26 protein-coding genes are annotated in these 23,362 nt (G+C 64.5%); 14 read left to right on the plus strand and 12 right to left on the minus strand.

Annotation, left to right across the window (positions count from 1 at the left end; translation table 11 throughout):
* Positions 1-65 precede the first annotated feature (65 nt).
* Positions 66-1,499 carry a magnesium transporter gene (gene mgtE, locus MJ601_RS12705; protein ID WP_242126953.1) on the plus strand — a complete coding sequence of 478 codons (1,434 nt, stop codon included), beginning with the start codon at positions 66-68 and terminating at the stop codon, positions 1,497-1,499.
* 40 nt (positions 1,500-1,539) lie between these two features.
* Complete coding sequence (locus MJ601_RS12710) at positions 1,540-1,938, plus strand: DUF1489 family protein (protein ID WP_242127106.1); 399 nt, start codon at positions 1,540-1,542, stop codon at positions 1,936-1,938.
* Positions 1,939-1,941: 3 nt separating this feature from the next.
* Here the strand turns inward: MJ601_RS12710 and MJ601_RS12715 are convergent, their stop codons facing one another.
* The 6 genes from MJ601_RS12715 to MJ601_RS12740 form a co-directional block, all read right to left on the minus strand.
* On the minus strand, positions 1,942-3,348 hold the full coding sequence (locus tag MJ601_RS12715; protein WP_242127107.1) for a UdgX family uracil-DNA binding protein: 1,407 nt from the start codon (positions 3,346-3,348) through the stop codon (positions 1,942-1,944).
* Between the two features lie 51 nt (positions 3,349-3,399).
* On the minus strand, positions 3,400-3,864 hold the full coding sequence (locus MJ601_RS12720) for a hemerythrin domain-containing protein (protein WP_242126955.1): 465 nt from the start codon (positions 3,862-3,864) through the stop codon (positions 3,400-3,402).
* Between the two features lie 52 nt (positions 3,865-3,916).
* Positions 3,917-4,213 carry a hypothetical protein gene (locus MJ601_RS12725; RefSeq protein ID WP_242126957.1) on the minus strand — a complete coding sequence of 99 codons (297 nt, stop codon included), beginning with the start codon at positions 4,211-4,213 and terminating at the stop codon, positions 3,917-3,919.
* Between the two features lie 133 nt (positions 4,214-4,346).
* Positions 4,347-5,588 carry a putative DNA modification/repair radical SAM protein gene (locus tag MJ601_RS12730; RefSeq protein WP_242126959.1) on the minus strand — a complete coding sequence of 414 codons (1,242 nt, stop codon included), beginning with the start codon at positions 5,586-5,588 and terminating at the stop codon, positions 4,347-4,349.
* Between the two features lie 57 nt (positions 5,589-5,645).
* Complete coding sequence (locus MJ601_RS12735) at positions 5,646-7,514, minus strand: CHASE3 domain-containing protein (protein ID WP_242126962.1); 1,869 nt, start codon at positions 7,512-7,514, stop codon at positions 5,646-5,648.
* Positions 7,515-7,598: 84 nt separating this feature from the next.
* Complete coding sequence (locus MJ601_RS12740) at positions 7,599-8,357, minus strand: class II aldolase/adducin family protein (protein ID WP_242126964.1); 759 nt, start codon at positions 8,355-8,357, stop codon at positions 7,599-7,601.
* 222 nt (positions 8,358-8,579) lie between these two features.
* Here MJ601_RS12740 and rpsU point away from each other — a divergent pair, with 222 nt between their 5' ends.
* Both rpsU and MJ601_RS12750 read left to right on the plus strand, forming a co-directional pair.
* On the plus strand, positions 8,580-8,786 hold the full coding sequence (gene rpsU / locus MJ601_RS12745) for a 30S ribosomal protein S21 (protein ID WP_004208618.1): 207 nt from the start codon (positions 8,580-8,582) through the stop codon (positions 8,784-8,786).
* A gap of 81 nt (positions 8,787-8,867) precedes the next feature.
* On the plus strand, positions 8,868-9,425 hold the full coding sequence (locus tag MJ601_RS12750; protein ID WP_242126967.1) for an FKBP-type peptidyl-prolyl cis-trans isomerase: 558 nt from the start codon (positions 8,868-8,870) through the stop codon (positions 9,423-9,425).
* Positions 9,426-9,562: 137 nt separating this feature from the next.
* Here the strand turns inward: MJ601_RS12750 and MJ601_RS12755 are convergent, their stop codons facing one another.
* From MJ601_RS12755 to pyrE, 5 genes are read right to left on the minus strand one after another with little or no spacing between them, the layout of a single operon-like run.
* Positions 9,563-10,645 carry an AI-2E family transporter gene (locus tag MJ601_RS12755; RefSeq protein WP_242126968.1) on the minus strand — a complete coding sequence of 361 codons (1,083 nt, stop codon included), beginning with the start codon at positions 10,643-10,645 and terminating at the stop codon, positions 9,563-9,565.
* Between the two features lie 24 nt (positions 10,646-10,669).
* Positions 10,670-11,560 carry a signal peptidase I gene (lepB, locus tag MJ601_RS12760; protein ID WP_242126970.1) on the minus strand — a complete coding sequence of 297 codons (891 nt, stop codon included), beginning with the start codon at positions 11,558-11,560 and terminating at the stop codon, positions 10,670-10,672.
* Between the two features lie 31 nt (positions 11,561-11,591).
* The gene (gene acpS, locus MJ601_RS12765) at positions 11,592-11,993 is read right to left on the minus strand and encodes a holo-ACP synthase (RefSeq protein ID WP_242126972.1); all 402 of its coding nucleotides are present in this window, start codon (positions 11,991-11,993) and stop codon (positions 11,592-11,594) included.
* Complete coding sequence (locus MJ601_RS12770) at positions 11,990-12,727, minus strand: pyridoxine 5'-phosphate synthase (protein ID WP_242126974.1); 738 nt, start codon at positions 12,725-12,727, stop codon at positions 11,990-11,992. The genes acpS and MJ601_RS12770 overlap by 4 nt, the downstream gene beginning before the upstream one ends.
* Positions 12,728-12,731: 4 nt before the next feature.
* The gene (pyrE, locus tag MJ601_RS12775) at positions 12,732-13,313 is read right to left on the minus strand and encodes an orotate phosphoribosyltransferase (RefSeq protein ID WP_242126976.1); all 582 of its coding nucleotides are present in this window, start codon (positions 13,311-13,313) and stop codon (positions 12,732-12,734) included.
* 319 nt (positions 13,314-13,632) lie between these two features.
* Here pyrE and coxB point away from each other — a divergent pair, with 319 nt between their 5' ends.
* From coxB to MJ601_RS12820, 10 genes are all read left to right on the plus strand, one after another.
* The gene (coxB, locus tag MJ601_RS12780) at positions 13,633-14,655 is read left to right on the plus strand and encodes a cytochrome c oxidase subunit II (RefSeq protein WP_242126979.1); all 1,023 of its coding nucleotides are present in this window, start codon (positions 13,633-13,635) and stop codon (positions 14,653-14,655) included.
* A 19-nt stretch (positions 14,656-14,674) separates the two neighbouring features.
* Positions 14,675-16,342, plus strand: a complete 1,668-nt coding sequence (gene ctaD, locus MJ601_RS12785; protein ID WP_242126980.1) for a cytochrome c oxidase subunit I — start codon at positions 14,675-14,677, stop codon at positions 16,340-16,342.
* 146 nt (positions 16,343-16,488) lie between these two features.
* Complete coding sequence (locus MJ601_RS12790) at positions 16,489-17,409, plus strand: heme o synthase (protein WP_242126982.1); 921 nt, start codon at positions 16,489-16,491, stop codon at positions 17,407-17,409.
* Complete coding sequence (locus MJ601_RS21950) at positions 17,406-17,537, plus strand: cytochrome c oxidase system small membrane protein (protein ID WP_281061302.1); 132 nt, start codon at positions 17,406-17,408, stop codon at positions 17,535-17,537. The genes MJ601_RS12790 and MJ601_RS21950 overlap by 4 nt, the downstream gene beginning before the upstream one ends.
* Complete coding sequence (locus MJ601_RS12795; protein WP_242126984.1) at positions 17,537-18,112, plus strand: cytochrome c oxidase assembly protein; 576 nt, start codon at positions 17,537-17,539, stop codon at positions 18,110-18,112. The genes MJ601_RS21950 and MJ601_RS12795 overlap by 1 nt, the downstream gene beginning before the upstream one ends.
* 36 nt (positions 18,113-18,148) lie before the next feature.
* Entirely contained in the window at positions 18,149-18,979 is an 831-nt protein-coding gene (locus MJ601_RS12800; RefSeq protein ID WP_242126986.1) for a cytochrome c oxidase subunit 3, read from the plus strand.
* A gap of 71 nt (positions 18,980-19,050) precedes the next feature.
* The gene (locus MJ601_RS12805; protein ID WP_242126988.1) at positions 19,051-19,461 is read left to right on the plus strand and encodes a DUF983 domain-containing protein; all 411 of its coding nucleotides are present in this window, start codon (positions 19,051-19,053) and stop codon (positions 19,459-19,461) included.
* Complete coding sequence (locus MJ601_RS12810; protein WP_242126990.1) at positions 19,458-20,096, plus strand: SURF1 family protein; 639 nt, start codon at positions 19,458-19,460, stop codon at positions 20,094-20,096. Before MJ601_RS12805 ends, MJ601_RS12810 begins: the two co-directional genes overlap by 4 nt.
* Positions 20,097-20,153: 57 nt before the next feature.
* On the plus strand, positions 20,154-21,554 hold the full coding sequence (gene thrC / locus MJ601_RS12815) for a threonine synthase (protein WP_242126992.1): 1,401 nt from the start codon (positions 20,154-20,156) through the stop codon (positions 21,552-21,554).
* A gap of 3 nt (positions 21,555-21,557) precedes the next feature.
* Positions 21,558-22,427: a class I SAM-dependent methyltransferase gene (locus MJ601_RS12820; RefSeq protein ID WP_242126994.1), complete on the plus strand. Its 870-nt coding sequence runs from the start codon at positions 21,558-21,560 to the stop codon at positions 22,425-22,427.
* Positions 22,428-22,789: 362 nt separating this feature from the next.
* On the opposite strand, the gene MJ601_RS12825 is transcribed toward MJ601_RS12820, so the two are convergent.
* Complete coding sequence (locus MJ601_RS12825) at positions 22,790-23,308, minus strand: sterol desaturase family protein (protein ID WP_242126996.1); 519 nt, start codon at positions 23,306-23,308, stop codon at positions 22,790-22,792.
* Positions 23,309-23,362: the final 54 nt, after the last annotated feature.

Consider the following 23,362-nt stretch of genomic DNA (forward strand, 5'->3'; position numbering starts at 1 on the left):
TGCAATTGTGACGAGCATGGGCAAAAGCAGCGACATGCTACAGGAACCGGACAGTAGGGGACGCGATGAGCGAACGAGCCGATACGGCCGAACCCCGGCTGGACGCAGACCATAGCGACGAACCTGTCGTCGATCAGGCGGAATCGCGCCATGACGAGGACGACCGGCTGAAGTCCGAGTTTGTCGATGCCGTGCTCGACGCGGTGGAGGCGGACGACCGCGAAACCGCGCGGGAACTGGTGTCGCCGCTGCATCCGGCGGACATTGCCGACCTTCTGGAACTGACCCCGTCCGAGCGGCGCGGCGAAGTGGCGGCGGCGCTGGGCGATCTGGTCGGCGCAGAGGTTCTTTCCGAACTCAACGACTATGTCCGCGACGACCTGCTGGATGCGCTGCGGCCCGAGCAGGTGGCGGAATTCGCCGCCGAACTCGACACCGACGACGCCGTCGCCATCATCGAGGATATGGAGGAGGCCGACCAGCAGGCCGTCCTCGACGCGCTCGACCCCGAAGACCGCGCGGCGATCGAAAACGCGCTCTCCTATCCGGAGGAATCCGCAGGCCGCCTGATGCAGCGCGACCTGGTCGCGGTGCCGGAGCATATGACGGTCGGGCAGGTCATCGACTATCTGCGCGACAATCGCGACCTTACCAGCGATTTCTGGGAAATCTTCGTCGTCGACGAAGCGCACAAGCCGATCGGCACCTGCCAGTTGAGTTGGGTGCTGACCTGCCCGCGCAGCATCGCCATGGCCGACCTGATGAAGCGCGAACAGACGCTGATCCCGGTCGATATGGATCAGGAGGAGGTGGCGCTCCGCTTCCAGAAATATGCGCTGATCTCCGCCGCCGTGGTCGATGCCAGCGGGCGGCTGGTCGGCATGATCACGGTGGACGACATCGTCCACATCATCTCCGAGGAAGCGGGCGAGGATATTCTCCGCCTGTCGGGCGCGGGCGAGGGCGACATCAACCAGCCGATCCTGGAAACGGTGCGCACGCGCCTCTCCTGGCTGGTGGTGAACCTGGGCACGGCGATCCTGGCGGCGTCGGTGGTCGGGCTGTTCCAGTCGACCATCTCCAAATATGTCGTGCTGGCGGTGCTGATGCCGATCGTGTCGGGCATGGGCGGCAATGCCGGGACGCAGACCATGGCGGTGGCGGTGCGCGCGCTCGCCACCAATCAGCTCACCAGTTCCAACACCATCCGCCAGATCGTCCGCGAATTCCGCATCGCCAGCGCCAATGGCACGGCGCTGGGCATATTGATCGGCGTGTCGGTGGGGCTGATCTACGGCAATCACGATCTGGGCATCGTCATCGCGCTGGCGATGCTGTTCAACAATCTCGTGGCGGGGCTGGCGGGCATATTGGTGCCGGTGACGCTGGACCGCTTCAATATCGATCCGGCCGTATCGTCGGCGGTGTTCGTCACCACCATGACGGACGTGATGGGCTTTTTCTCCTTCCTCGGCCTAGCCACCATCTGGGGTCTGTAGCCGGGCTTGACCGCCGCGCGGAAGCGCCCATCTTCGCGTGATGCCGCTACACCTCACCAAGATCGCCTTCCAGAGCGAAAGTCCCGCCACGCTCCGGGCCTGGCTGGAAAGCCATGCGGAAGAGGCGCGGCTGACCACCCGCTACCTGCCCAAGCGGGTCGAGGAACTGGCGGGTGGCTCCCTCTACTGGATACATGGTCATCAACTGGTGGGGCGCAGCCCGATCCTGGGCTTCCGGGAAACCGGGCAGGGGCGCTACTGGATCAGGCTGGAACCCCGGCTGATATCGGTGCGCGCGCAACCCAAGCGTGCCCATCAGGGCTGGCGTTATCTGGAGGCGAAGGATGCGCCGCCCGACCTGGGCGGGGGCGAGGCGAACGATCTGGACGCCATGCCGTCCGCCATGCTGGGGGAGCTGGCGAAGCTGGGTCTGATCTGAGGCTCAGGCGAGCGCCTTCACCTGTTCCCCGATGGCGCGCAGTTCACTGATGAAGCGCGCCCGTTCCTCGACCCTGCGGCTTGGGTCGGGCATGCGCAGCAGGAAGCTGGGATGGACGGTGATCCAGCCCTGCGCGCCGCTCTCCAATGCAATGGGTGCGCCGCGCCACCGGCCGATCGTCACGGCCTTGCCGATCAGCGCGCGCCCGGCCGTCGCGCCGAGTGCCACGATGATGCGCGGGCGGACCAGATCCCGTTCCTGTTCCAGCCACCAGCGGCAGGCCTGGATTTCGGGCGTTTCCGGCGTCTGGTGGATGCGCCGCTTGCCGCGCCGTTCATGTTTGAAATGCTTGACCGCATTGGTGATATAGGTGCGGCTGCGGTCGATCCCGGCCTCCTCCAGCGCTTGATCGAACAGCTGGCCAGCGGGTCCGACGAAGGGGCGCCCGGCCAGATCCTCCTGATCCCCCGGCTGTTCGCCGATGAACATCAATGGCGCGTCGACCGGTCCCTCGCCGAACACCGTCTGGGTGGCGTCCCGGTACAAGGGGCAACGGGTGCAGCCCGTCGCCTCGTCGCGCAACGCCTGCCATGCGGCGTCGGCGTTCCCTTGGCGGGCGGCGGGCTTGGGTGGGGTCGCGATCATGGCTGCCTCGCGCGCTTGGGCCCCCGCCACCAGCCCCGGGATGAGCGTGGCTTCGGGCAGGTTGCGCCAATATTTTCGCGGCATTTCGGACAGCATGGCACCGACCTTGAGCCGGGCGGGATTGAAGATTGCTGCATAATAGCCCTTCCATATCTCTTCGACCGGATCGTCCACGGCCGCATCCGCGCGGGTGGCGCCGGGACCCTCGGACAAGGTTTCGCCATCCCAGTGGATGCTGATCTCCGGCGTGAGGATCGACCAGCGCATCGAGGCGAAACGGCGCATGAAGAAACCGGCATTGGCGCGGACGATATGATGGTCGGGTTCGAACCAGGCGACGAAGTGCGGCCCGTCCGCATCGGCCAGTTCGCGGAAGCGGACGAAGGCGCGCATCTTGTGCAGGTCGCGCCGGACAGCCTTGGCCAGCCCCTCCACCCGACGGAGCAGGGGGTCGGCACGGTCCTCCAGGCTGGACGGATGTTCGCGCACCCGAAGAAGGAGCGCATAAAGCAGGGCGAAGCGTTGCGGATCGCGATGCAGGATCGCGGTTTCGGCCAATTCTACAAAGGGACGTGGGACAGAGAAGATGGCGGCGCTCGTGGGCGGCAACGCCGCCGGGGCCGGGGTGACGGCAAAGAGATCGCCGCTATCGCCGTCGACCTGCCAGTTGATTTCGGCTGGCGCGATTCCGGCGATCGCGAAGGCGCGGGCAGCGCGTCGCCATCCCTCGAAATCGTCCGGCCCATTCAGTTGCGCGCGATACATGATCCGTCGGGGCGCCAGCCGGTGGGATCGACCGGGGCTCATCATCATTCTCTAATCCTCCGCTTCCGCCCGCTCGAGTTCCGCCGGTTTGCGCTCGGCGAAAAGCGCCGCGAGTCTCTCTTCCTCCTGCGCGGTCAATTCCTTCGCGGCATCGGGGAACATCTCTTCCTCTTCCTCCTCGATATGATGGAGGTAGCGTTTCTTCATGTCGGCAAAGGTCCGGTTCCAATCCGCCCCATTGAAGGAAAGACCCTCCAGCTCCTCCAGAAAATCGTCGATTTCCTTATGTTCGGATACGCTGTGCTGGGCGTCTTCACGCAGGTCCGGACGCGCCAGCATGGTGGCGTAGAGCGTTTCCTCCTCTGCCGCGGCATGGGCCGTCACTTCCACCCGGAACTGTTCGAACAGCTTTTTCAGCCGGTCAGGATCGTTCCCGGCATCGGCCATCTTCTCGAAAAGCTGGCGATGGGCGTCATGATCCTGTTTCAGTCGGTCGAAAATGCTGGCTTTGGCCATGGCTATGCTCCTTCTCATCAGGAAAGAACAACGATGGATCGCCGCTTTGGGTTCAGCCGAACAGGGCGCGAAAGATGATTGCGACAGGAATCCAGAGCAGCCCGCCGACGATGCTGGCCGACCAGAGCTGCACCAGATCGCGGCGGAACCGCGTTTCCAGGCCATGGGAGGACAGGCCGCTGCCGTCGAGCAGTTCCCAGCGACGCTCCAGTCCCCGCGCCGCCACCGCAAAGCCGCCGATCGCAATGATGATGCCCAGATGCAGCAGCAGCGACCCGCCCATCTTGGCGACGATGAAAATCTGAAGCAGGCAGAAAACGACCAGCGCGGCAGCCAGATGCGTACTCATCCGCCGGGCATGCCCCGTGCGATGGGAGGTGCCGCCATTCCACTTTGTCGCCAAAAACCTGACCCTTTCCTTGCGCCGGAAAAGGAAAACATGAACGGCCGCACCGATCAACGGCAAAATGCGTTCGTTTCATTCAAAAAAGCTCCAATTGGCTGGCGCGGGATGTGGGACGCAGGTGCAACCGGTCGGCCAGCTGCACGGGCCGCCAGTCGCCCGCCACCAGAAAGGGGCGCAGCTTTGCGATCGAGCGGGTCAGCCGCGCGATATCGTCCAGCCGCAAGCGGCGGTGGCGGCGGCTGGCGAGGATGCGGTCGACCGCCTTGACGCCCAGGCCCGGCACCCGCAGCAAGGCTTCGCGCGGCGCGCGGTTGACGTCGACGGGGAAGGCGTCGCGATGCCGCAACGCCCAGGCCAGCTTGGGATCGATGTCGAGCGGCAGGCAGCCGGTTTCGGGATCGGTCGCGCCTTCCAGTTCCTCCGCCGAAAAGCCGTAGAAGCGCATCATCCAGTCGGACTGATACAGCCGATGCTCGCGCATCAGCGGCGGGCGCTGGAGCGGCAGTACGCTGCTGGGGGACGGGATCGGGGAAAAGGCGCTGTAATAGACCCGCCGCAGGCGGTGGCGGTCATAGAGGGCGCTGGCGCGGTGGATGATGGCGCGGTCGTCCGCCCTGTCCGCGCCGATGATCATCTGGGTCGATTGCCCGGCCGGTGCGAAGCGCGGCGCATGGGCATAGCGGCGGCGCGCGTCGCTCCCATCCTCGATCGCGGCACGCATCCCGGCCATGGCGGTTTCGATCCGCTTGCCGTCCTTTTCCGGCGCGAGCCGCTTCAGTCCGGTTTCCGTCGGCAGCTCGACATTGATGGACAGCCGGTCGGCATAGAGCCCGGCCTGTTGCGCCAGTTGGGGGTCTGCGTCGGGAATGGTCTTGAGATGGATGTAGCCGCGGAAATCATGCTCTTCCCGCAGGCTGCGGGCGACGGCGACCAGTTGCTCCATGGTATAGTCCGACGACCGGATGATGCCGGAGGAGAGGAAGAGCCCTTCAATATAGTTGCGGCGGTAGAAGCTGATCGTCAGCTCCACCACTTCGCGCACGGTGAACCGGGCGCGGCGGACATTGCTGGACTGCCGGTTGATGCAATAGTGGCAATCGAAAATGCAGCTGTTGGTCAGCAGGATCTTGAGCAGCGAAATGCATCGTCCGTCCGGCGCATAGGCATGGCAGATGCCCATGCCCTCCGTCGATCCGATCCCGCCCTTGCGCCCTGAGGCACTGTCCCTTCCGACCGTGCCGGAGGAAGCGCATGACGCATCATATTTGGCGGCGTCGGCGAGGATTTCGAGCTTCTGGCGAACGGAGAGAGCGGTCATGATCGTTCATGATATGTTCCAAATCCCGTCCTGTCCATAATCTGCATCAGAACCGGCTCAGGCGTCGGCACCGTTCCCATCCAGCACCTGGCGGACCTTCATCGCCAGCTGGTCCAGCGTGAAGGGCTTGGCAAGGAAGGATACGCCCGGATCGAGCATGCCATTATGGACGATGGCGTTGCGGGTGTAACCGGTGGTGTAGAGTATCTTGAGGGCAGGGCGGGTCTTTCGCGCCCGATCGGCAAGTTCCCGCCCATTGATGCCCGGCATGACGATATCGGTGAACAGCATGTCGATGCGGGGCTGGATCGCCAGCATTTCCAGCGCCTGTTCGCCGTCCGACGCCTGGACGATGGTGTAGCCCAGCTCGCGCAGCGAATCGACCGACATATGGCGGACCCGCTCTTCATCCTCGACCACCAGGATGATTTCCTCTTCCCGCGCGCGGGGCAGTTCCGTCGCGACCGCAGCGACCGTCCCGGCTGCCGCTTCCGCGCCGTAATGGCGGGGCAGATAGATTTTGATGACCGTGCCTTCGCCCGGCTCGGAATAGATTTTCACATGGCCGCGCGATTGCTTGATGAAGCCGAACACCTGACTCAGTCCCAGCCCGGTGCCCTTGCCCACGCCCTTGGTGGTGAAGAAGGGATCGAAGGCGCGGTCCACCACGTCCGGCGGCATTCCGGTTCCGTTGTCGGTCACCGACACCATGACATATTGCCCCGGCGCGACGTCGCTCTGGCCCGCGGCATAGGCATCGTCGAGATGCGCGTTGGCGGTCTCTATGGTCAGCCGCCCGCCCGCCGGCATGGCGTCGCGTGAATTGACGCACAGGTTGATGATCGCCGATTCGAGCTGGCCGGCATCGATGCTCGCCCGCCACAGCCCACCGGCCAGCACGGTTTCGACCCGGATGCTCTCCCCGATCGTGCGGCGCAGCAGTTCCGACATGCCGCCCACCAGCTTGTTGACGTCGGTCGGCTGCGGATCGAGCGGCTGCTGCCGGGAAAAGGCCAGCAGCCGTGCGGTGAGTTGGGCGGCGCGCTGGGCACCCTCCGCCGCATTGTCGATGCTTTTCGTGACGCGCGGATCGGTACCGGCCGCCAGCCGCCGCCGCGCCATGTCGAGCGAACCGATGACGATGGCCAGCATATTGTTGAAGTCATGGGCAATGCCGCCGGTGAGCTGTCCGATGGATTCCATCTTCTGCATCTGGCGCAACTGCGCCTCGGCCGCTTCCCGTTCCTGTCCTTCGGCGACCAGCCTCCTGTTGATCGAACTCAACGCCTGCTGGCTTTCCGTGGCTTCCGTCACCCGGCGATAGGCGGTGCGCAGCGCCAGCGCCCCCAGCAGGGTGATCAGCACCGCCGAAACCGCCATGCCGACGGACACCAGCAGGCTGAGGCGATAGTCGTTGGCCGTCCGGCCTTTCAGCAGTTGGGCCTCGCGCGCCCGCATGGCGGCGACGACGGCCCGGATCTTGGTCATCGTGACCATGCCCGCGTTGAAATCGTCGGGCGCGATGATGGCGCCCTGTCGCCGCCGTTCGATCCCGCTGCGCATCAGGAACAGCCGGTCGTCGAGCAGCTGCTCTAGTGTTTCGATCGATTGGGCCTGCAGGCGATTGTCGCTCATCTCGGCCCGCAATGCGGTCAGCTCTTCCCGCCATTCATTGCGGAAGGCGGTGTAAGGCCCCAGGAAACTGTCCCTGCCCGTCAGCATGAAGCCGCGCTGGCTGCTCTCCGCCTCCTGCACATGGAGCAGAAGGGTCGATAGCTGGTTTTCCACCCGCAGCGTGTGCTGAACCCAGCCATTGACCCGCTGCTGCGCCGTATAAGCCCAATAGGTGCTGCCCACTGCCACCACGACGATGAGCAGCGCCAGCAACAGGAGGAAGACCGACCGTTCGGGGCGCATCGCGGGCATGGGCGCCAAGATGCTGAAATATGGGACAATGGGCAAGTGCGATGCACTTGCCCCGGCGGGGAATTTTGGTCCGGACGGTCCGGCTCAGTCGCGCCAGCTCGGATCGATCCGGTCGATCTTGCGCACCATCGCCTCGAAATCGGGGACGCCGGGGCCGACCGGCAACTGCACCCCGCCGATGTCGCGCTGGTGTATGGCGATCACATCCTCGCTGATTTCTATCGGCGTTCCGGCCGCCCCGGTCGCCACCTGGATCTCGCAGGCGCGCTGCAACGACCACTGGGTCATGAAGGCGTGCGGCAGGGTCTTCGCCATGACCAGCGTGCCATGGTTGCGCAGCATCATGATCCGCCGCTGGCCGAGATGGGCGATCAGCCTTTCGCCTTCCTCCGGACGGATCGTGACGCCTTCGAAATCATGATAGGCGATTCGCCCGGCAAAGGCGGCGGCGTAGAAATTGGTGGGGCGCAGCCCTTCCCGCGTGGCGCTGACCGCCATCGTGGCGGTGGTGTGGGTATGGATGATGCAATGCGCATCGGGCAGATGGCGGTGGAAGACGCTGTGCTGGGTGAAGCCGGCGCGGTTGACCGGATAGGGGCTGCCGTCGAGCACATGGCCGTCAATGTCGATCTTGACCAGGCTGGATGCCGTCACCTCGCTGTAGAGAAGCCCGAACGGATTGATCAGGAAGGCGTTTTCCTCATCCGGGACGCGGAGGGTGATGTGGTTGTAGATCATCTCGGACCAGCCCATATGGTCGAAGATGCGATAACAGGCGGCCAGTTGCAGGCGGGCCTCCCGTTCAGCGGCGGACATGATCTGGTTCTTGGCGGCAGTTGCCATGGCGATCCTCCTTCTGGTTTATGCCGGGACTATCCGCTTTACCGCGCCCCATGTCGAGGGGCGCGGCTTTTGGGTTGAATTTGCGCGACTCTGCTGGTAGGGCGCGCCCCACACGGCGCAGGGTGACCTGCGACGACTCACCGCTATTTTCTTCGGGTGGCCCGTCGGGAAGGGTTTGTTTCCTGGCGATCCGTCCGGTTTCGACTGGAGTTTGACTGGCTTATGCAAATCATCGTTCGCGACAACAATGTCGACCAGGCCCTGCGCGCGCTCAAGAAGAAGCTGCAGCGTGAGGGCGTGTATCGCGAGATGAAGCTGCGCCGTCACTATGAGAAGCCGTCGGAAAAGCGCGCCCGCGAAAAGGCTGCTGCCGTCCGCCGCGCCCGCAAGCTGGAGCGCAAGCGCGCCGAGCGCGACGGCGTCCGGTAAGGACTGCCGTTTCGGGGCGGCCGGCTGACCGCCCTTTCTTCTGCTGCAAAATCTACCCGCACCAACTGCGAGGCACATCCCATGTCCACGACGGCCGTTCCCCTTCGTCCTATCGCCAAGGGGTCGCTGACGCGCCTTTGGGTCGGCATTGCCGCGGTGGCGCTGGCCGCCGGTGGTCTGGCCTGGGCCGGGCAGCAGGGCGTCGAGCCGTCGCCCGCCAGCTTCCTGGCCCGCAATGGGCATGCGGACGGCGTGGTGACGACCGAATCGGGCCTGCAGTACAAGGTGCTGGAGGAAGGCACCGGTCCCAGCCCGACGGCCGCCGACGTGGCGCTGGTGGGCTATAAGGGCGCGCTGCTCAACGGCACGGTGTTCGATGAGAACCCGCAGACCGCCATGCCGGTCGATGGCGTGGTTCCCGGCTTCTCCGAAGGCCTGCAGAAGATGAAGAAGGGCGGCAAGTACCGCCTGTGGATTCCGCCGCAGCTTGGCTATGGCGAGCAGGCGGCGGGTCCGATCCCGGCCAATTCGGTGCTGGTGTTCGACGTCCAGCTGCATGATTTCAAGTCCAAGGCGGACATCATGCGGATGCAGCAGATGATGCAGCAGCAGGGCGTGATGCCGCCGTCCGGCCACTGATAGAGCATTGTCGAAGCCGGTGGGGTGGCATTGCCTGCTGGCTCGGATCAAGCTTCAGCTTCAACGTAAGTCGAACTGGAAAAGGCCCGCTTGCGGGCCTTTTTCTCATGCCTTCACATTCTCACGCGTTCACGGGCTCACGCGTTCACGGGCACGGTCGCGGCCATGTCGGCCTTGGCCTCCAGCGCTTTGGAGCGTTCCTCCAGATAGACCTTGATCATCGCGACTATCGGGTCGGCGAGGAACAGCCCCATGATGCCGAACAGCGCGCCTAACAGGATCTGCGCCGCAAGGACCAGGGCGGGCGCCAGATCGGTGGCGCGCTTGGCGACCATCGGCACGATCAGATAGCCGTCGACGATCTGGACCGCCAGATAGACGCCCAGGGCATAAAGGCCCGCATGGGAGCCCGCCGAAAACCCCACCAGCATGATCAGCACGCCGGAAATGATCGATCCGATATTGGGCAGGAAGGCGAACAGGCCGGTCAATATGCCCAGCAGTCCCGCCATCGGCACGCCGCCCGCCCAGAGCAGCAGCCAGACGCCGACGCCCTCCACCGCCATGCCGATCAGCCGCCCGAACATCAGGCGGCGGAGCGTCCAGCCCATCTTGTCCGCAATGGCATAGAAATGGGAACGCCTGTCCATCGGCAGCATCCAGGCCACGCCCCGTTCGTAGAGCTTGGGTTCGATCGCGATGAAGATCGCCAGCACCAGCATCATGACCCCGCTGGTGATCGCGCCTACCGCCGTCCCGACGGCCGCCGTCACGCGGCCGAGCGAACTCATCGCCTGGCTGGCAAGGCTCTTGAAATCCTCCGGCGTGGTGGTGACGCCCAACTGCTGCAACCAGCCGCCGATCCGGCTGATCTGGGTCTCGACGATGGTGCGCATCGCCTGCGCCTGCGCGGCCAGGCTCGATCCGGTGAGATAGAAGGTGTAGATCAGGAAGGCGAGCGCGGCGACCAGCACGATGGTAAGCCGCCAGCCCCGCCCGATCGGCAGCACCCGCCCCAGCAGCCGCGTGCCGCCGTCCATCATGGTGGTCAGCACCAGCGCGCCCATGATCAGCATGATCGGTTGGGCCAGTAACACCAGCAGGGCGATGGCTATGCCCAGCGCGAACCACACCCCGGCCCGCTTGATTTCATGCTGGACCAGCGGGCTCTGCAATTCGCTGGGGCCGGGTTGCTCGATATGGACCTGCTTGCCGTTCAACCCCTATCCCCTTTCCGGACGAGCTTATTTCGGTGGAGTAACGCTTGCTGGGCGCAGGCTGTTCCCGGCCCGGCCGGCACGGAAGGCATGGAACCAGCTCACCGGATTCCAGCCCGAATCACCGTCCAGAGAGAAGGTGATGAATTCGGCCCGTCCGCCGATGGCTTCCCAGGGGACCGGACCGCCAAGGCCATTTTCCTCCAGCGGCGCGCGGCTGTCGGCGCTGTTGTCGCGATTGTCGCCCATCAGGAAGACATGGTCGGCCGGAATCCGCACCGGCCCATACCAGTCGAGCGTGCTCGGTCCCATGTCGATGATGACATAGCTTTTCCCATTGGGCAGCGTTTCCTGCCGCACCGGCAGTTCGCACCAACTCTTGCCGTCGGCGTCCGTCACCAGCGCGCCGGGGAACTGCATGGGCGGGCAGGGGGCGTTGCCGTCCACGGGCAGACGGATCGGCTTCAATATTTTCTGCGGCACCGGCACGCCGTTCAATATGACCTGGCCGCCGCGCACATCCAGTATGTCGCCGGGCAGGCCGATGACGCGCTTGATATAATCCTCGCGCTTGTTCTGCGGCGAGACGATGACGATGTCGCCCCGCTCCGGCATCCGTCCGAAAATCCGTCCCTTCAGGAAGGGCAGCGGATGGAAGCTGGGCGAGACATAGGACCAGCCATAGGGATATTTGCTCACCACCAGCCGGTCGCCCTTCAGCAGGACGGGCATCATCGATTCGCTGGGAATGTAGAAGGGCTTGGCGATGAAGCTGTGGAAGCCCAGCACCGCCAAGATCAGCAGGCTGATGCTTTTGACTTCATGCCACCAGTTGACCGACGCCTTCGGCGGTTCCGCGGCCGGGGCTGTGGACGGCTGTTCGGTGGGGTCGTTCTCGGTCATGTCGGCTGCCGTCATGGGAGGATTTCCGGCTGGTGGCGCCCCATCGTCATAGCGGCAGGGCTTCGATGATCACAAAGGCCTGTGCCCATGGATGATCGTCGGTGAGCGTCAGGTGAACGACCGGCCGATGTCCGGCGGGAACCATCGATTCGAGGCGAGCGAGCGCACCCCCGGTCAGCGCCAGCGTCGGGGCTCCGCCGGGACGGTTGACGACGCCGATGTCCTTCATGAAGACGCCCCTGTTGAAACCGGTGCCGACGGCCTTGGAAAAGGCTTCCTTCGCGGCGAAGCGCTTGGCGAGGGTGCCCGCCTTGGTGAAGGGGCGGCGATCGGCCTTGGCCTGCTCGACCTCGGTGAAGACGCGCTTCTCGAATCGCTCTCCGAACCGGTCGAGCGAATGCTGGATCCGCTCGATATTGCACAGGTCGGAGCCGAGGCCGATGATCAACGCACCAGATCCATCTGTCGCCGCATTTCGCGGATGCTGCCCTCCAGCCCGGCGAAGATCGCCTCACCGATCAGGAAATGGCCGATATTGAGTTCGGCCACCTGCGGGATGGCGGCGATCGGCCCGACATTGTCGAAGGTCAGGCCGTGCCCGGCATGGGGTTCGATCCCGTTCTTGGCCGCCAGCGCCGCCGCGTCGGATATCCGCCGCAATTCCTCGGCGCGTTCGGCTCCCGAAACATGCGCGTAGCGGCCGGTGTGAAATTCGACCACCGGGGCGTTCAGGCGGATCGCCGCCTCGATCTGGGCCGCGTCCGGCTCGATGAACAGGCTGACGCGCACGCCCGCTTCGCTGAGGGCGCCGACGATCGGCCGCAGCGTTTCGATCTGCCCGGCGGCGTCCAGTCCTCCCTCGGTGGTGCGTTCCTCACGCTTTTCCGGCACGATGCAGGCGGCATGCGGCCGATGCCGAAGTGCGATGCCAAGCATTTCCTGCGTCGCCGCCATTTCCAGGTTCAGCGGCACCGTCAGCGCCGCCATCAGCGTGGCGATATCCTCGTCGCGAATATGGCGCCGGTCCTCACGCAGATGGGCGGTGATGCCGTCAGCCCCTGCCTTCACCGCCATCAATGCGGCCTTGACAGGATCGGGATGCGCCCCCCCGCGCGCGTTGCGGATCGTCGCCACATGATCGATGTTGACGCCCAGGCGCAGCGGAACGGGGGAATGCGGCACGGCGCTATTGCTTCCGGCTGCCGGGCTTGATCGCGGGGATCGCCGCCAGTTCGGCCGGGATCTGGTCAGCGTCGTAGACCGGGAAATTGATGCTGACGAGCGGGTAGAAGGGGACTCCCAGTTCCACCTCGCCTGCCGAACGATCGACCAGCGCGACTTCCGCGACGACGATGCCGCCCTCCGCCTCGACCGCCTCGATCGCCTGGCGCGAGGACAGGCCGGTGGTCACGACATCCTCGACCATCAGCACCTTCTGCCCCGGCGTGATCGCAAAGCCGCGCCGCAGTTCGAACGTGCCTTCCGGGCGTTCCAGGAACACCGCGTCCTTGTCCAGCGCGCGGCCGACCTCATGGCCGATGATAAGGCCCCCCATGGCGGGCGAGACGACGAGGTCGATCTCCTGCCGCAATTCGCGGGGCAGCTTCTGCACGGTCGCGCGCGCCAGGCGACCGGCGCGCTCGGCATTCATCAGCACGCGGGCGCACTGAAGATAATTGGCGCTGCGACGGCCGGAGGACAGGATGAAATGTCCCTCCAGCAACGCGCCCGCAGCCCTGAATTCCGCTAATACTTCCTCGTCGGTCATTCGATTCTTCGATCCATTCGCCCATCCCGTCCGCGCAGGCGCGGTCCGGCATGCCTTTCCTGCCACGGCCGGCCTTGCTCAAGCCCGGCCCTGATCGTGCCCCATATTGCCCGCCCCATAGTGCCTGTTGCGTGCGGGGAGCGAGATAGGCTGACCAACTAGGCGTTGCAACAGCGAAGAAAATCTGGTTGTGGAAGGTTGAGGCATAAAAAAACGATGCTTATAAGCCGCGGCAGACCGAAATGGCGGGGGGAGGCGTATTCTCATGCGCATGTCTTCGTTGCAGCGGCGCCAAGGGGTTACGGGGTAAGAAGACGCTATGAGAAAGGTGAAATCGCTCGTTCTCGCCGGGTTGTTGGCCTTCGCGCCTGCACTTTTGCTGAACGGTCCGGTACAGGCCCAGGAGAATGCCGCGGTTGCGGCGCCTGCCACCGGAAATGAGACTGCAGCTGCCGATTCGGCTGCCAAGGCGGCGGCTCCGGCTGCTGCCCCAGCCGCTCCGGCTGAAAAAGTGGCCGCGCCGCCCCGGATGAAGCCCACGCCGGGCATCGGCATGCCTATGCCGGGCGAGATCACCCTTCAGAAGCAGTTTTCGCCGACCGGGCATACCGCCCGCTGGCTGCATGACGTGATGCTGCTGCCGATCATCACCATCATCTCGATCTTCGTTCTGGCGCTGATGCTCTATGTGATGATCCGCTTCCGCCAGAGCGCCAATCCGACGCCCTCCAAGACCTCGCACAACACGGTGATCGAAGTGATCTGGACGGTGGTGCCGGTCGTCATCCTGCTGGTGATCGCCGTACCCTCCATCGGCCTGCTGGCCGACCAGTATAAGCCTGCGCCCAAGGATGCGCTGACCGTCAAGGTGACAGGCTACCAATGGTATTGGGGCTATGAATATCCCGACAATGCCATTCCCGAATTCGTTTCGAACCTTCTGCCCAGGGACAAGGCGGAAGCCAATGGTGAGCCTTATCTGCTGGCCCCCGACAACCGCATGGTGCTGCCGGTCGGCCGTCCGATCAAGCTCATCATCACCGGCGCCGACGTGATCCACAGCTTCGCCGTGCCTTCGCTGTGGGTGAAGATGGACGCGGTTCCCGGCCGCCTCAATGAAAAGACCTTCACCATCGAGAAGCCCGGCGTCTATTATGGCCAATGTTCGGAACTGTGCGGCGCGCGCCACGGCTTCATGCCGATCGCGATCGAGGCGCTGCCTCCGGCCCAGTTCGACCAGTGGGTCCTGTCGCAGGGTGGCAAGCCCAAGGGCGCGGGTGCGGCCACCACGGCCGAGGCCGGCGCGCCGGCCGCCGTTCCCGCTCCCAACGCCAAGCTTTGATCTCAGGGGCTGACACGCGATGACGACGATTACCGCAGACCATCACGGCGATCATGCTCATGAGCATCATGACGCCGACCACAAGCCGGCCTTCTTCCAGCGCTGGTTCATGTCGACCAACCACAAGGATATCGGCACCCTCTACCTGATCTTCGCGATCATCGCCGGGATCATCGGTGGCGGGATTTCCGGCCTGATGCGCGCCGAACTGGCGCAGCCGGGCATCCAGTATCTCCAGACCTGGGCGCAGTTCAGCGACGGTCCCAATGCCACGATGGACCAGGCCTATCATCTCTGGAACGTGCTGATCACCGCCCATGGCCTCATCATGGTCTTCTTCATGGTGATGCCCGCGATGATCGGCGGCTTCGGCAACTGGTTCGTGCCGATCATGATCGGTGCGCCGGACATGGCCTTCCCGCGGATGAACAATATCAGCTTCTGGCTGCTCATCCCGGCTTTCACGCTGCTGCTCGGCTCGACCTTCGTGCCCGGCGGCACCGGGAACGGCGCGGGTACCGGCTGGACGGTCTATGCGCCGCTCTCGACCAGCGGTTCCGCAGGGCCGGCGGTCGACATGGCGATCCTGTCGCTCCACATTGCCGGCGCCAGCTCGATCCTGGGCGCGATCAACTTCATCACCACCATCCTCAACATGCGCGCGCCGGGCATGACGCTGCACAAGATGCCGCTGTTCGTCTGGTCGGTGCTGGTCACCGCCTTCCTGCTGCTGCTCGCGCTTCCCGTGCTGGCAGCCGCGATCACCATGCTGCTGACCGACCGCAATTTCGGCACCACCTTCTATGATGCCGCCGGCGGTGGCGATCCGGAGCTGTACCAGCATCTCTTCTGGTTCTTCGGCCACCCCGAAGTGTACATCATGATCCTGCCGGGCTTCGGTATCGTCAGCCAGATCGTCTCGACCTTCAGCCGCAAGCCGGTGTTCGGCTACCTCGGCATGGCCTATGCGATGGTCGCGATCGGTGTCGTCGGCTTCGTCGTCTGGGCGCACCATATGTTCGTCACTGGCATGTCCGTGAATGTGAAGATGTATTTCACCGCCGCGACGATGGTCATCGCGGTGCCGACCGGCATCAAGATCTTCTCCTGGATCGCGACGATCTGGGGCGGGTCGATCAGCTACAAGACCCCGATGGTCTGGGCGCTGGGCTTCATCTTCCTGTTCACCGTGGGCGGCGTCACCGGCGTCGTGCTGGCCAACGGCGGCGTCGACGACGTGCTGCACGACACCTATTATGTCGTGGCACACTTCCACTATGTGCTGTCGCTGGGCGCGGTCTTCGGCCTGTTCGCGGGCTTCTACTACTGGTTCCCGAAAATGTCGGGCCGGATGTATAACGAGTTCCTCGGCCATCTGCACTTCTGGGTGTTCTTCGTCGGCGTGAACATGCTGTTCTTCCCGATGCACTTCCTTGGCCTGTCGGGCATGCCGCGCCGCTATCCCGACTATCCGGAAGCCTTTGCCTACTGGAACAAGGTCGCCAGCCATGGTTATGAGATCATGGCCGCCGGCATGCTGATCTTCTTCGTCAATCTGATCTGGTCGCTCGTTGCGGGCAAGAAGGCGGAGGGCAATCCCTGGGGCGAGGGTGCCACGACGCTGGAATGGACCCTGTCCAGCCCGCCGCCCTTCCACCAGTTCGAAACGCTGCCGGTCATCGACTGATTATCGGCGCGAGGCATTCCGGCGAGCGTGCCCGGTTTCCCGGCCGATTTGCCGGAATGCCCGGATTGGCGTAAGGAGCCGCCAGTTCTTTGAGGTAGAACAGACCCGGCGCGGGCCATCGTGCCGGGCTGTTGCATGAGGAGATTATGGCAAGTTCGCCGATCATGTCGGAAGGTTCGGCTCCCCTGATTCCCGCCCATTGGCGGGATTTCGTGGCGCTCACCAAGCCCCGGGTGATGACTCTCGTCGTCTTCACCGGCCTGTGTGGCTTGCTCGCCGCGCCCGGTCAGCTTCATCCGGTTCTGGCCTTCACCGCGATTCTCTGCATCGCGCTGGGGGCGGGGGCTGCGGCCACGCTCAACCAGTGGTATGAGGCAGACATCGACGCGAAAATGAAGCGGACCGCGAACCGTCCGCTGCCCGCCGGCCGGATGGACCGCCAGTCCGCTCTGCATTTCGGCGTCGGCCTGTCCTTCTTCTCCGTCCTGCTGATGGGCGTTGCCACCAATTGGCTGGCCGCCGCTGTGCTGGCGGTGTCGATCCTCTTCTATGTCTTCGTCTACACCATCTGGCTCAAGCCCCGCACGGCGCAGAATATCGTCATTGGCGGCGCCGCGGGGGCATTTCCGCCCGTGATTGGCTGGGCGGCGGTGACCGGCGACATCAGCGCCCTGCCGGTCGCGCTGTTCATGCTGATCTTCTTCTGGACGCCGCCGCATTTCTGGGCGCTCGCCCTGTTCGTGAAGACCGATTATGCCGCTGCCGGCATTCCCATGCTGCCGGTGGTGTCGGGCGAGGTCGTGACCCGCCGCCAGATCTGGTTCTATACCGCGATCATGGCCGTGGCCGCGATGGCTCCGGTGCTGCTGCGTCTGACCGGGCCGATCTATGGCACGGCGGCTTTGCTGGGCACGGCGCTGTTCGCGCTCTTCGCCTTCCAGGTGTTCCGGCGGCGGGAAAGCGACCCCGCGCGCATGGCTCCGGAAAAGCGCCTGTTCAAATATTCGATCCTTTATCTTTTTCTGCTGTTTGGAGCGGTCGTCGTCGACCGGTGGGTGTTCGCATGACGCCTGAAGAGAACCGCCAGGTCCGCGCTCGGCAGAAGTCCCGGGCCATCGTGACCGGCGTGCTGCTGGGTGCCCTCGTCATCCTCTTCTATGCCATCACCATCGCCAAGATCAGCGGAGGCCATTGATGGCGAGTCTGCCTCCTTCCCCCTTTGATCGGGACCGCCGCAACCGCCGGACCATGATCGGGATGGCGGGGGTCGGCCTTGCCATGCTGGGCATGGGCTTCGCCTCGGTCCCGCTTTATCGGATATTTTGCGAGCGTACCGGCTTTGGCGGCACGACGCAGCGGGCCGCCAGTGATGTGCAGGTGCGGGAAGCCACCGGCCACCGGATGTCGATTCGCTTCGATTCCAACGTGGCGCCCGGCATGCCCTGGCAGTTCCGCCCCGAACATCCCACCCAGACGGTGACGATCGGTGCGCGCAGCATGGCCATCTTCCTGGCGAAGAACATGTCGGACAAGCCGGTTACGGGTACCGCCAGCTTCAACGTCACGCCTCTCCAGGCGGGCGCCTATTTCACCAAGATCCAGTGCTTCTGCTTCACCCAACAGACCCTCCAACCGGGTCAGGAGGTGCGGATGCCGGTGATCTACTATGTCGATCCAAAGATATTGACGGATAGCGACAACAAGGACACGCAGGAAATCACGTTGAGCTACACTTTCTATCCTGTTGAGCAGGATAAAAAGCCAAGCTAGACAAATATCATAACGCGAACGGGGATGAGAAACGTCATGGCAGGCGCCAAGAACCACGATTATCATATTCTTCCGCCCAGCATCTGGCCCCTTTTCGGGTCGATGTCGGCGCTGGTCATGGCTTTGGGCGCCATCATGTGGATGCATCCCGATGCCATGCCCGCAGGCGGCGGCTGGGTGTTCCTGATCGGCGTCGCGGGCGTGCTGTTCACCATGTACAGCTGGTGGGCGAATGTCATCGCCGAGGCACATGCAGGCGACCATACGCCGGTCGTTCAACTCCACCTGCGCTACGGCATGATCCTGTTCATCGCGTCGGAAGTCATGTTCTTCGTGGGCTGGTTCTGGTCCTTCTTCGACTTCTCGCTCTTCCCCAGCCAGCTGGCACCGATCGACGGGCTGTTCCCGTCAAAGGGCATCGAGGTGATGAACGCCTTCGAACTGCCGCTGCTCAATACGCTGATCCTGCTCTGCTCGGGCACGACCGTCACCTGGGCGCACCATGCGCTGATCCACGGTGATCGCGAAGGACTGAAGAAGGGGCTGACGCTGACCATCATCCTCGGCCTGCTCTTCTCGTCGATCCAGGCCTATGAATATGCCCATGCGCCCTTCCCCTTCGGTCATAGCCCCTACAGTTCGGCCTTCTACATGGCGACCGGGTTCCATGGTTTCCACGTGATGATCGGCACGATCTTCCTGATCGTCAACCTGATCCGCGTGCATCAGGGCCATTTCACCCCGCGCCAGCATTTCGGCTTCGAGGCTGCCGCCTGGTACTGGCATTTCGTCGACGTGGTGTGGCTGTTCCTCTTTGTCGCCATCTATGTCTGGGGTGGCTGGGGCGCGCCGGTCCACGGCGGTTGATCGCCCGATCATGATCGCAAGCAAGACGGCCGGACCTGTTCCGGCCGTTTTCTTTTCCGGGAGTGGCCTTTATGCCTGATGCCATGCCGTCCACCGATCCCGTCCCCGCAAAGCCGCAGCCCCTGTTGGTTGCCGCCGCGCGGGGAGCATGTCCGCAATGCGGTGCTCCGACGCTGTTCGCGGGACCGGTGCGTTTCGCGTCATCCTGCCATGGCTGCGGCCTGGACTATGGCCAGTTCAACGTCGGCGACGGGCCGGCCGCCTTCCTGACCCTGATCGTCGGCGCGGTCATGGTGGCATTGGCGCTGACACTGGAACTCAAGGTGCATCCGCCGCTCTGGCTGCACGTCGTCCTGTGGACGCCCCTGACCGTCGTGGCGGTGATGGCTTGCCTGCGTGTTGCCAAGGGTGTGTTGCTGACCCTCGAATATCGCAACAAGGCGCGAGAGGGGCGGCTGACCGGTCAGGATCAGGAGCCATGAAGGTTCGATTTCCCCTTTGGCCCACGCTGATCGTGAGCGTGGCGGTGCTGGTGATGATCGGCCTGGGCATCTGGCAACTGCAGCGCCGTGCCGAGAAGGAAGCGATGCTGGCGCTCGTCGCGGCCAATCCGGCGAAGCCCGCGACGGCCTTTCCCGCCTTCCCGCCCGTCCCCGCGGAACTGCTGTTCCGCCGCTCCTCCGTCCATTGCCTGCATGTGGTGCGCTGGCACAGCGAGGCCGGGCGCGCGGCCGACGGATCGACCGGCTATCGCTATATCGCCGAATGCAGGACAGGGGCCGAGGGGCCGGGGGTGCTGGTCGCCGCCGGAATTGCCCGGATGCCGGACGCCAAGCCGTCGTGGCAGGGCGGCCAGATCAGTGGCTGGATCGGCGAGGAGCCGGATCATCGCTCGCTTCTTTCGCGGATCGGCGGCAAGGCCATGCCGCTTCGGCCCATGCTGATCGCCGGAGAGGCTGTGCCCGGTCTGGCGCGGCTGGCTCCCCCGGGGGCGGCGGACGTGCCCAACAATCATCTGGCCTATGCGGTGCAATGGTTCTTCTTTGCGGCCGTGGCGGTCGTGATCTACCTGCTTGCCCTGCGCAAACGGGCATCACCGCCTGCCGATCCGCGATAGCCATTCCATGTAAAAGCTTGCCCGAAGCCGCGTCCAGCGCTACCGGGCTACCCCATCATGCACTATGTGAGCACCAGGGGGAGCGCGCCCGCGCTCGGGTTCGAGGATGTGACGCTGGCGGGGCTGGCGTCCGATGGCGGACTCTATCTGCCGGAAAGCTGGCCGAGCTTTTCCGATGGGGATATTCGCGCGCTTTCGGGCCTGTCCTATGTCGAAACGGCGGTGCGGGTCATGGCGCCCTTCGTCGCCGGGTCTCTCGGCGAAGAGGAATTGCGGGAATTGTGCACCGCCGCCTATGGCCGGTTCAGCCATGATGCGGTGACGCCGCTGGTGCAACTGGATCACCGGCACTGGCTGCTCGAACTGTTCCATGGTCCGACGCTGGCGTTCAAGGACGTGGCGCTGCAACTGCTGGGCCAGTTGTTCGAGCGTTTCCTCTCGCGCCGCGACGATCATCTGACCATCGTGGGCGCGACGTCCGGCGACACCGGGTCGGCGGCGATCGATGCCGTGGCGGGCCGCGAGAAGATCGACATCTTCATGCTGCACCCCGAAGGCCGCGTGTCCGACGTCCAGCGCCGCCAGATGACCACGGTGCTGGCGCCCAACGTCTATAATATCGCGATCGACGGCAGCTTCGACGATGCGCAGGCGCTGGTGAAGGCCATGTTCAACGACGCGGCCTTCTCGCGCCGTTTCAATGTCTCGGCGGTCAACAGCATCAACTGGGCGCGGCTGATGGCGCAGGTCGTCTATTATTTCTACGCTGGCGTCCGCCTGGGCGCGCCGGACCGGGCGATCGCCTTTTCCGTGCCGACCGGCAATTTCGGCGACGTGTTCGCGGGCTATGTCGCCGCGCAAATGGGCCTGCCGGTGGCAAAGCTGATGGTCGCGACCAATGTCAACGACATCCTCCATCGCGCGCTGGCCGAGGGCGACTACAGCCAGGGGCAGGTGGTGCCGACCGCGACGCCCAGCATGGACATCCAGGTCAGCTCCAATTTCGAGCGGCTGCTGTTCGACGCGGGCGGCCGCGACGGCAAGGCGCTGGCCGAGCAGATGAAGGGCTTCGAGGCGAGCAGGGCGATGCGGCTCACGAACGCCCAGCGGGAAGGGGCATCGAAGCTCTTTACCTCCGCGCGGGTCGATGCCGACGGCATGACCATGGCGATGCGCTGGGCCTATGACGCGGCGGGGCAGGTGATCGATCCGCACAGCGCGATCGGCCTGGCGGCGGCGCGGACGGTCGATCTCGACCCCGCGATCCCGGTCGTCACGCTGGCGACGGCGCATGCGGCGAAGTTCCCGACGGCGGTCGAGCGCGCCACCGGCATCCGTCCGGGCTTGCCCTCGCGCGTGGGCGACCTGTTCGCGCGGGAAGAGGCCTATGCCAAGCTGCCCTGCACCTTCGAAGCGGTCACCGCCTATGTCGCGGAGCGGGCGACGCCGAGGGGCTGAGGCGTGAAGCTCCAGACCCTTGTTGGCGAACCCTGGGCCGATTACGGCCTGATCGATTCGGGCCATGGGCGAAAGCTGGAGCGCTATGGCCGCTTCCGCTTCATCCGCCCCGAGCCGCAGGCGATGTGGGCGCCCGCGCAGGACGATTGGAAGGCGGACGGCGAATTCATCCCCGGTTCGGACGAGGAAGGCGGTGGGCGCTGGTTCTACGAGCGGCCCGTGCCCGCGGAGGGCTGGCCGCTGCACTGGAACGAGGTCACCTTCCAGTCGAGTTGCACGCCCTTCCGCCATCTGGGCTTCTTCCCCGACATGGCGCCGGTCTGGGACTGGATGCGGGGCCGGATCGCCGCCAAGGTGGAGCCGGTGGTCATGAACCTGTTCGGCTATACCGGCGTCGGCACGCTGGCGATGGCGGCGGCGGGGGCGCAGATGGTTCATGTCGACGCCTCCAAGAAATCCGTGGCGCAGGCGCGGGCCAATGCGGCGCTGTCCGGGTTGGAGGACCGGCCGGTGCGCTGGATCGTCGACGATGCCGCCAGGTTCGTGGCGCGCGAGGTGCGGCGCGGGCGGCGCTATGACGGTATCCTGCTCGATCCGCCCAAATATGGGCGTGGGCCGGATGGCGAGGTCTGGCGGCTGGAGGAGGATTTGCCCGGCCTGATCGCGCATTGCCGCCAGTTGCTGGATGCCGACAGCCGGTTTCTGTTCCTGACCGTCTATGCCGTGCGCATGTCGGCGCTGGCGATCGGGGAGTTGCTGAAGCAGGCCTTTGCCGATCTGCCAGGGACGGTGGAGGCGGGCGAACTGGCCGTGCGCGAGGAAGCGCGCGGGCTGGAACTGCCCACCGCGATCTGGGCGCGCTGGAGCCGTTGAGCGGCATCGCCCGATAGGATCGGGGTGACACAAGTGACACGATGACGGCATGGAAAAAGCATCCTTGGGGGCGCTTTCCCTATAGCGATGAACGGTTCAAAGAGCCTGGGGCGGCATAGCATGGCCCGCGCGCTGTAGGACAGGGAAATGGGCGGAGCCTGCCCCATTGTCCCCTCCACCATGCTGCGCATGGTCCCCCTCCCCATCTTTCGATGGGGAGGATTTTGGAGCGTCCGTCTTCCGCCCGTTTCACGAACCGCTAGAGCATTTTCGAAGCAGGTGGCATCACCTGCTGGCTTGGAAAATGCGGAAAACCAAGGACCAATGGAACATGATCCGATTCAGCTTGATCGGATCATGCTCTAGGCCGCCGTTTCGCCTTTTACGGTCTTTGCCGGGCGCAATGCGGCGTCCTGATTCTGGGCCAGTGCCTGTTTCAATGCTTCCGGGCGCGGCGCGATGAGGAAGCCGAAGCTGACGCAGCCCCTTTTGCTCTCGACCGCGTGATGCAGGCGATGGGCCTGGACGATGCGCTTCATATAGGATGAGCGCGGGACGTAGCGGTGCGCGACGCGGCGATGGACGATGATGTCGTGGAAGCCGAGATAGATGGCGCCATAGGCGGCGATGCCCGCGCCGCATGCCGTTGCCCAGCCGCCCCAATGCCATTGCACCCCGCCCAGCAGCAGCAGGATGGAGGGCAGGGCGAAAATCACGAAATAGAGGTCGTTGGCTTCCCAGAGGCCGTGGCGCGCGCGGTGGTGGCTGGCGTGGAGGAACCAGCCCGGACCATGCATCACCCAGCGGTGCATGACATAGGCGAAACCCTCCATCGCGGCGACCGTGGCGAGGAAGATCAGGATAAGGCTGGGGCCAGGCATGGGCGACCTTATAAGGCCCCGTCATCCTTTGCGCGACCCGTAAAGGACCGTACA

Origin of the sequence: Sphingobium trunci (genome assembly GCF_022664535.1) — a bacterium.
In the GTDB taxonomy this organism is placed as follows: Bacteria; Pseudomonadota; Alphaproteobacteria; order Sphingomonadales; family Sphingomonadaceae; genus Sphingobium.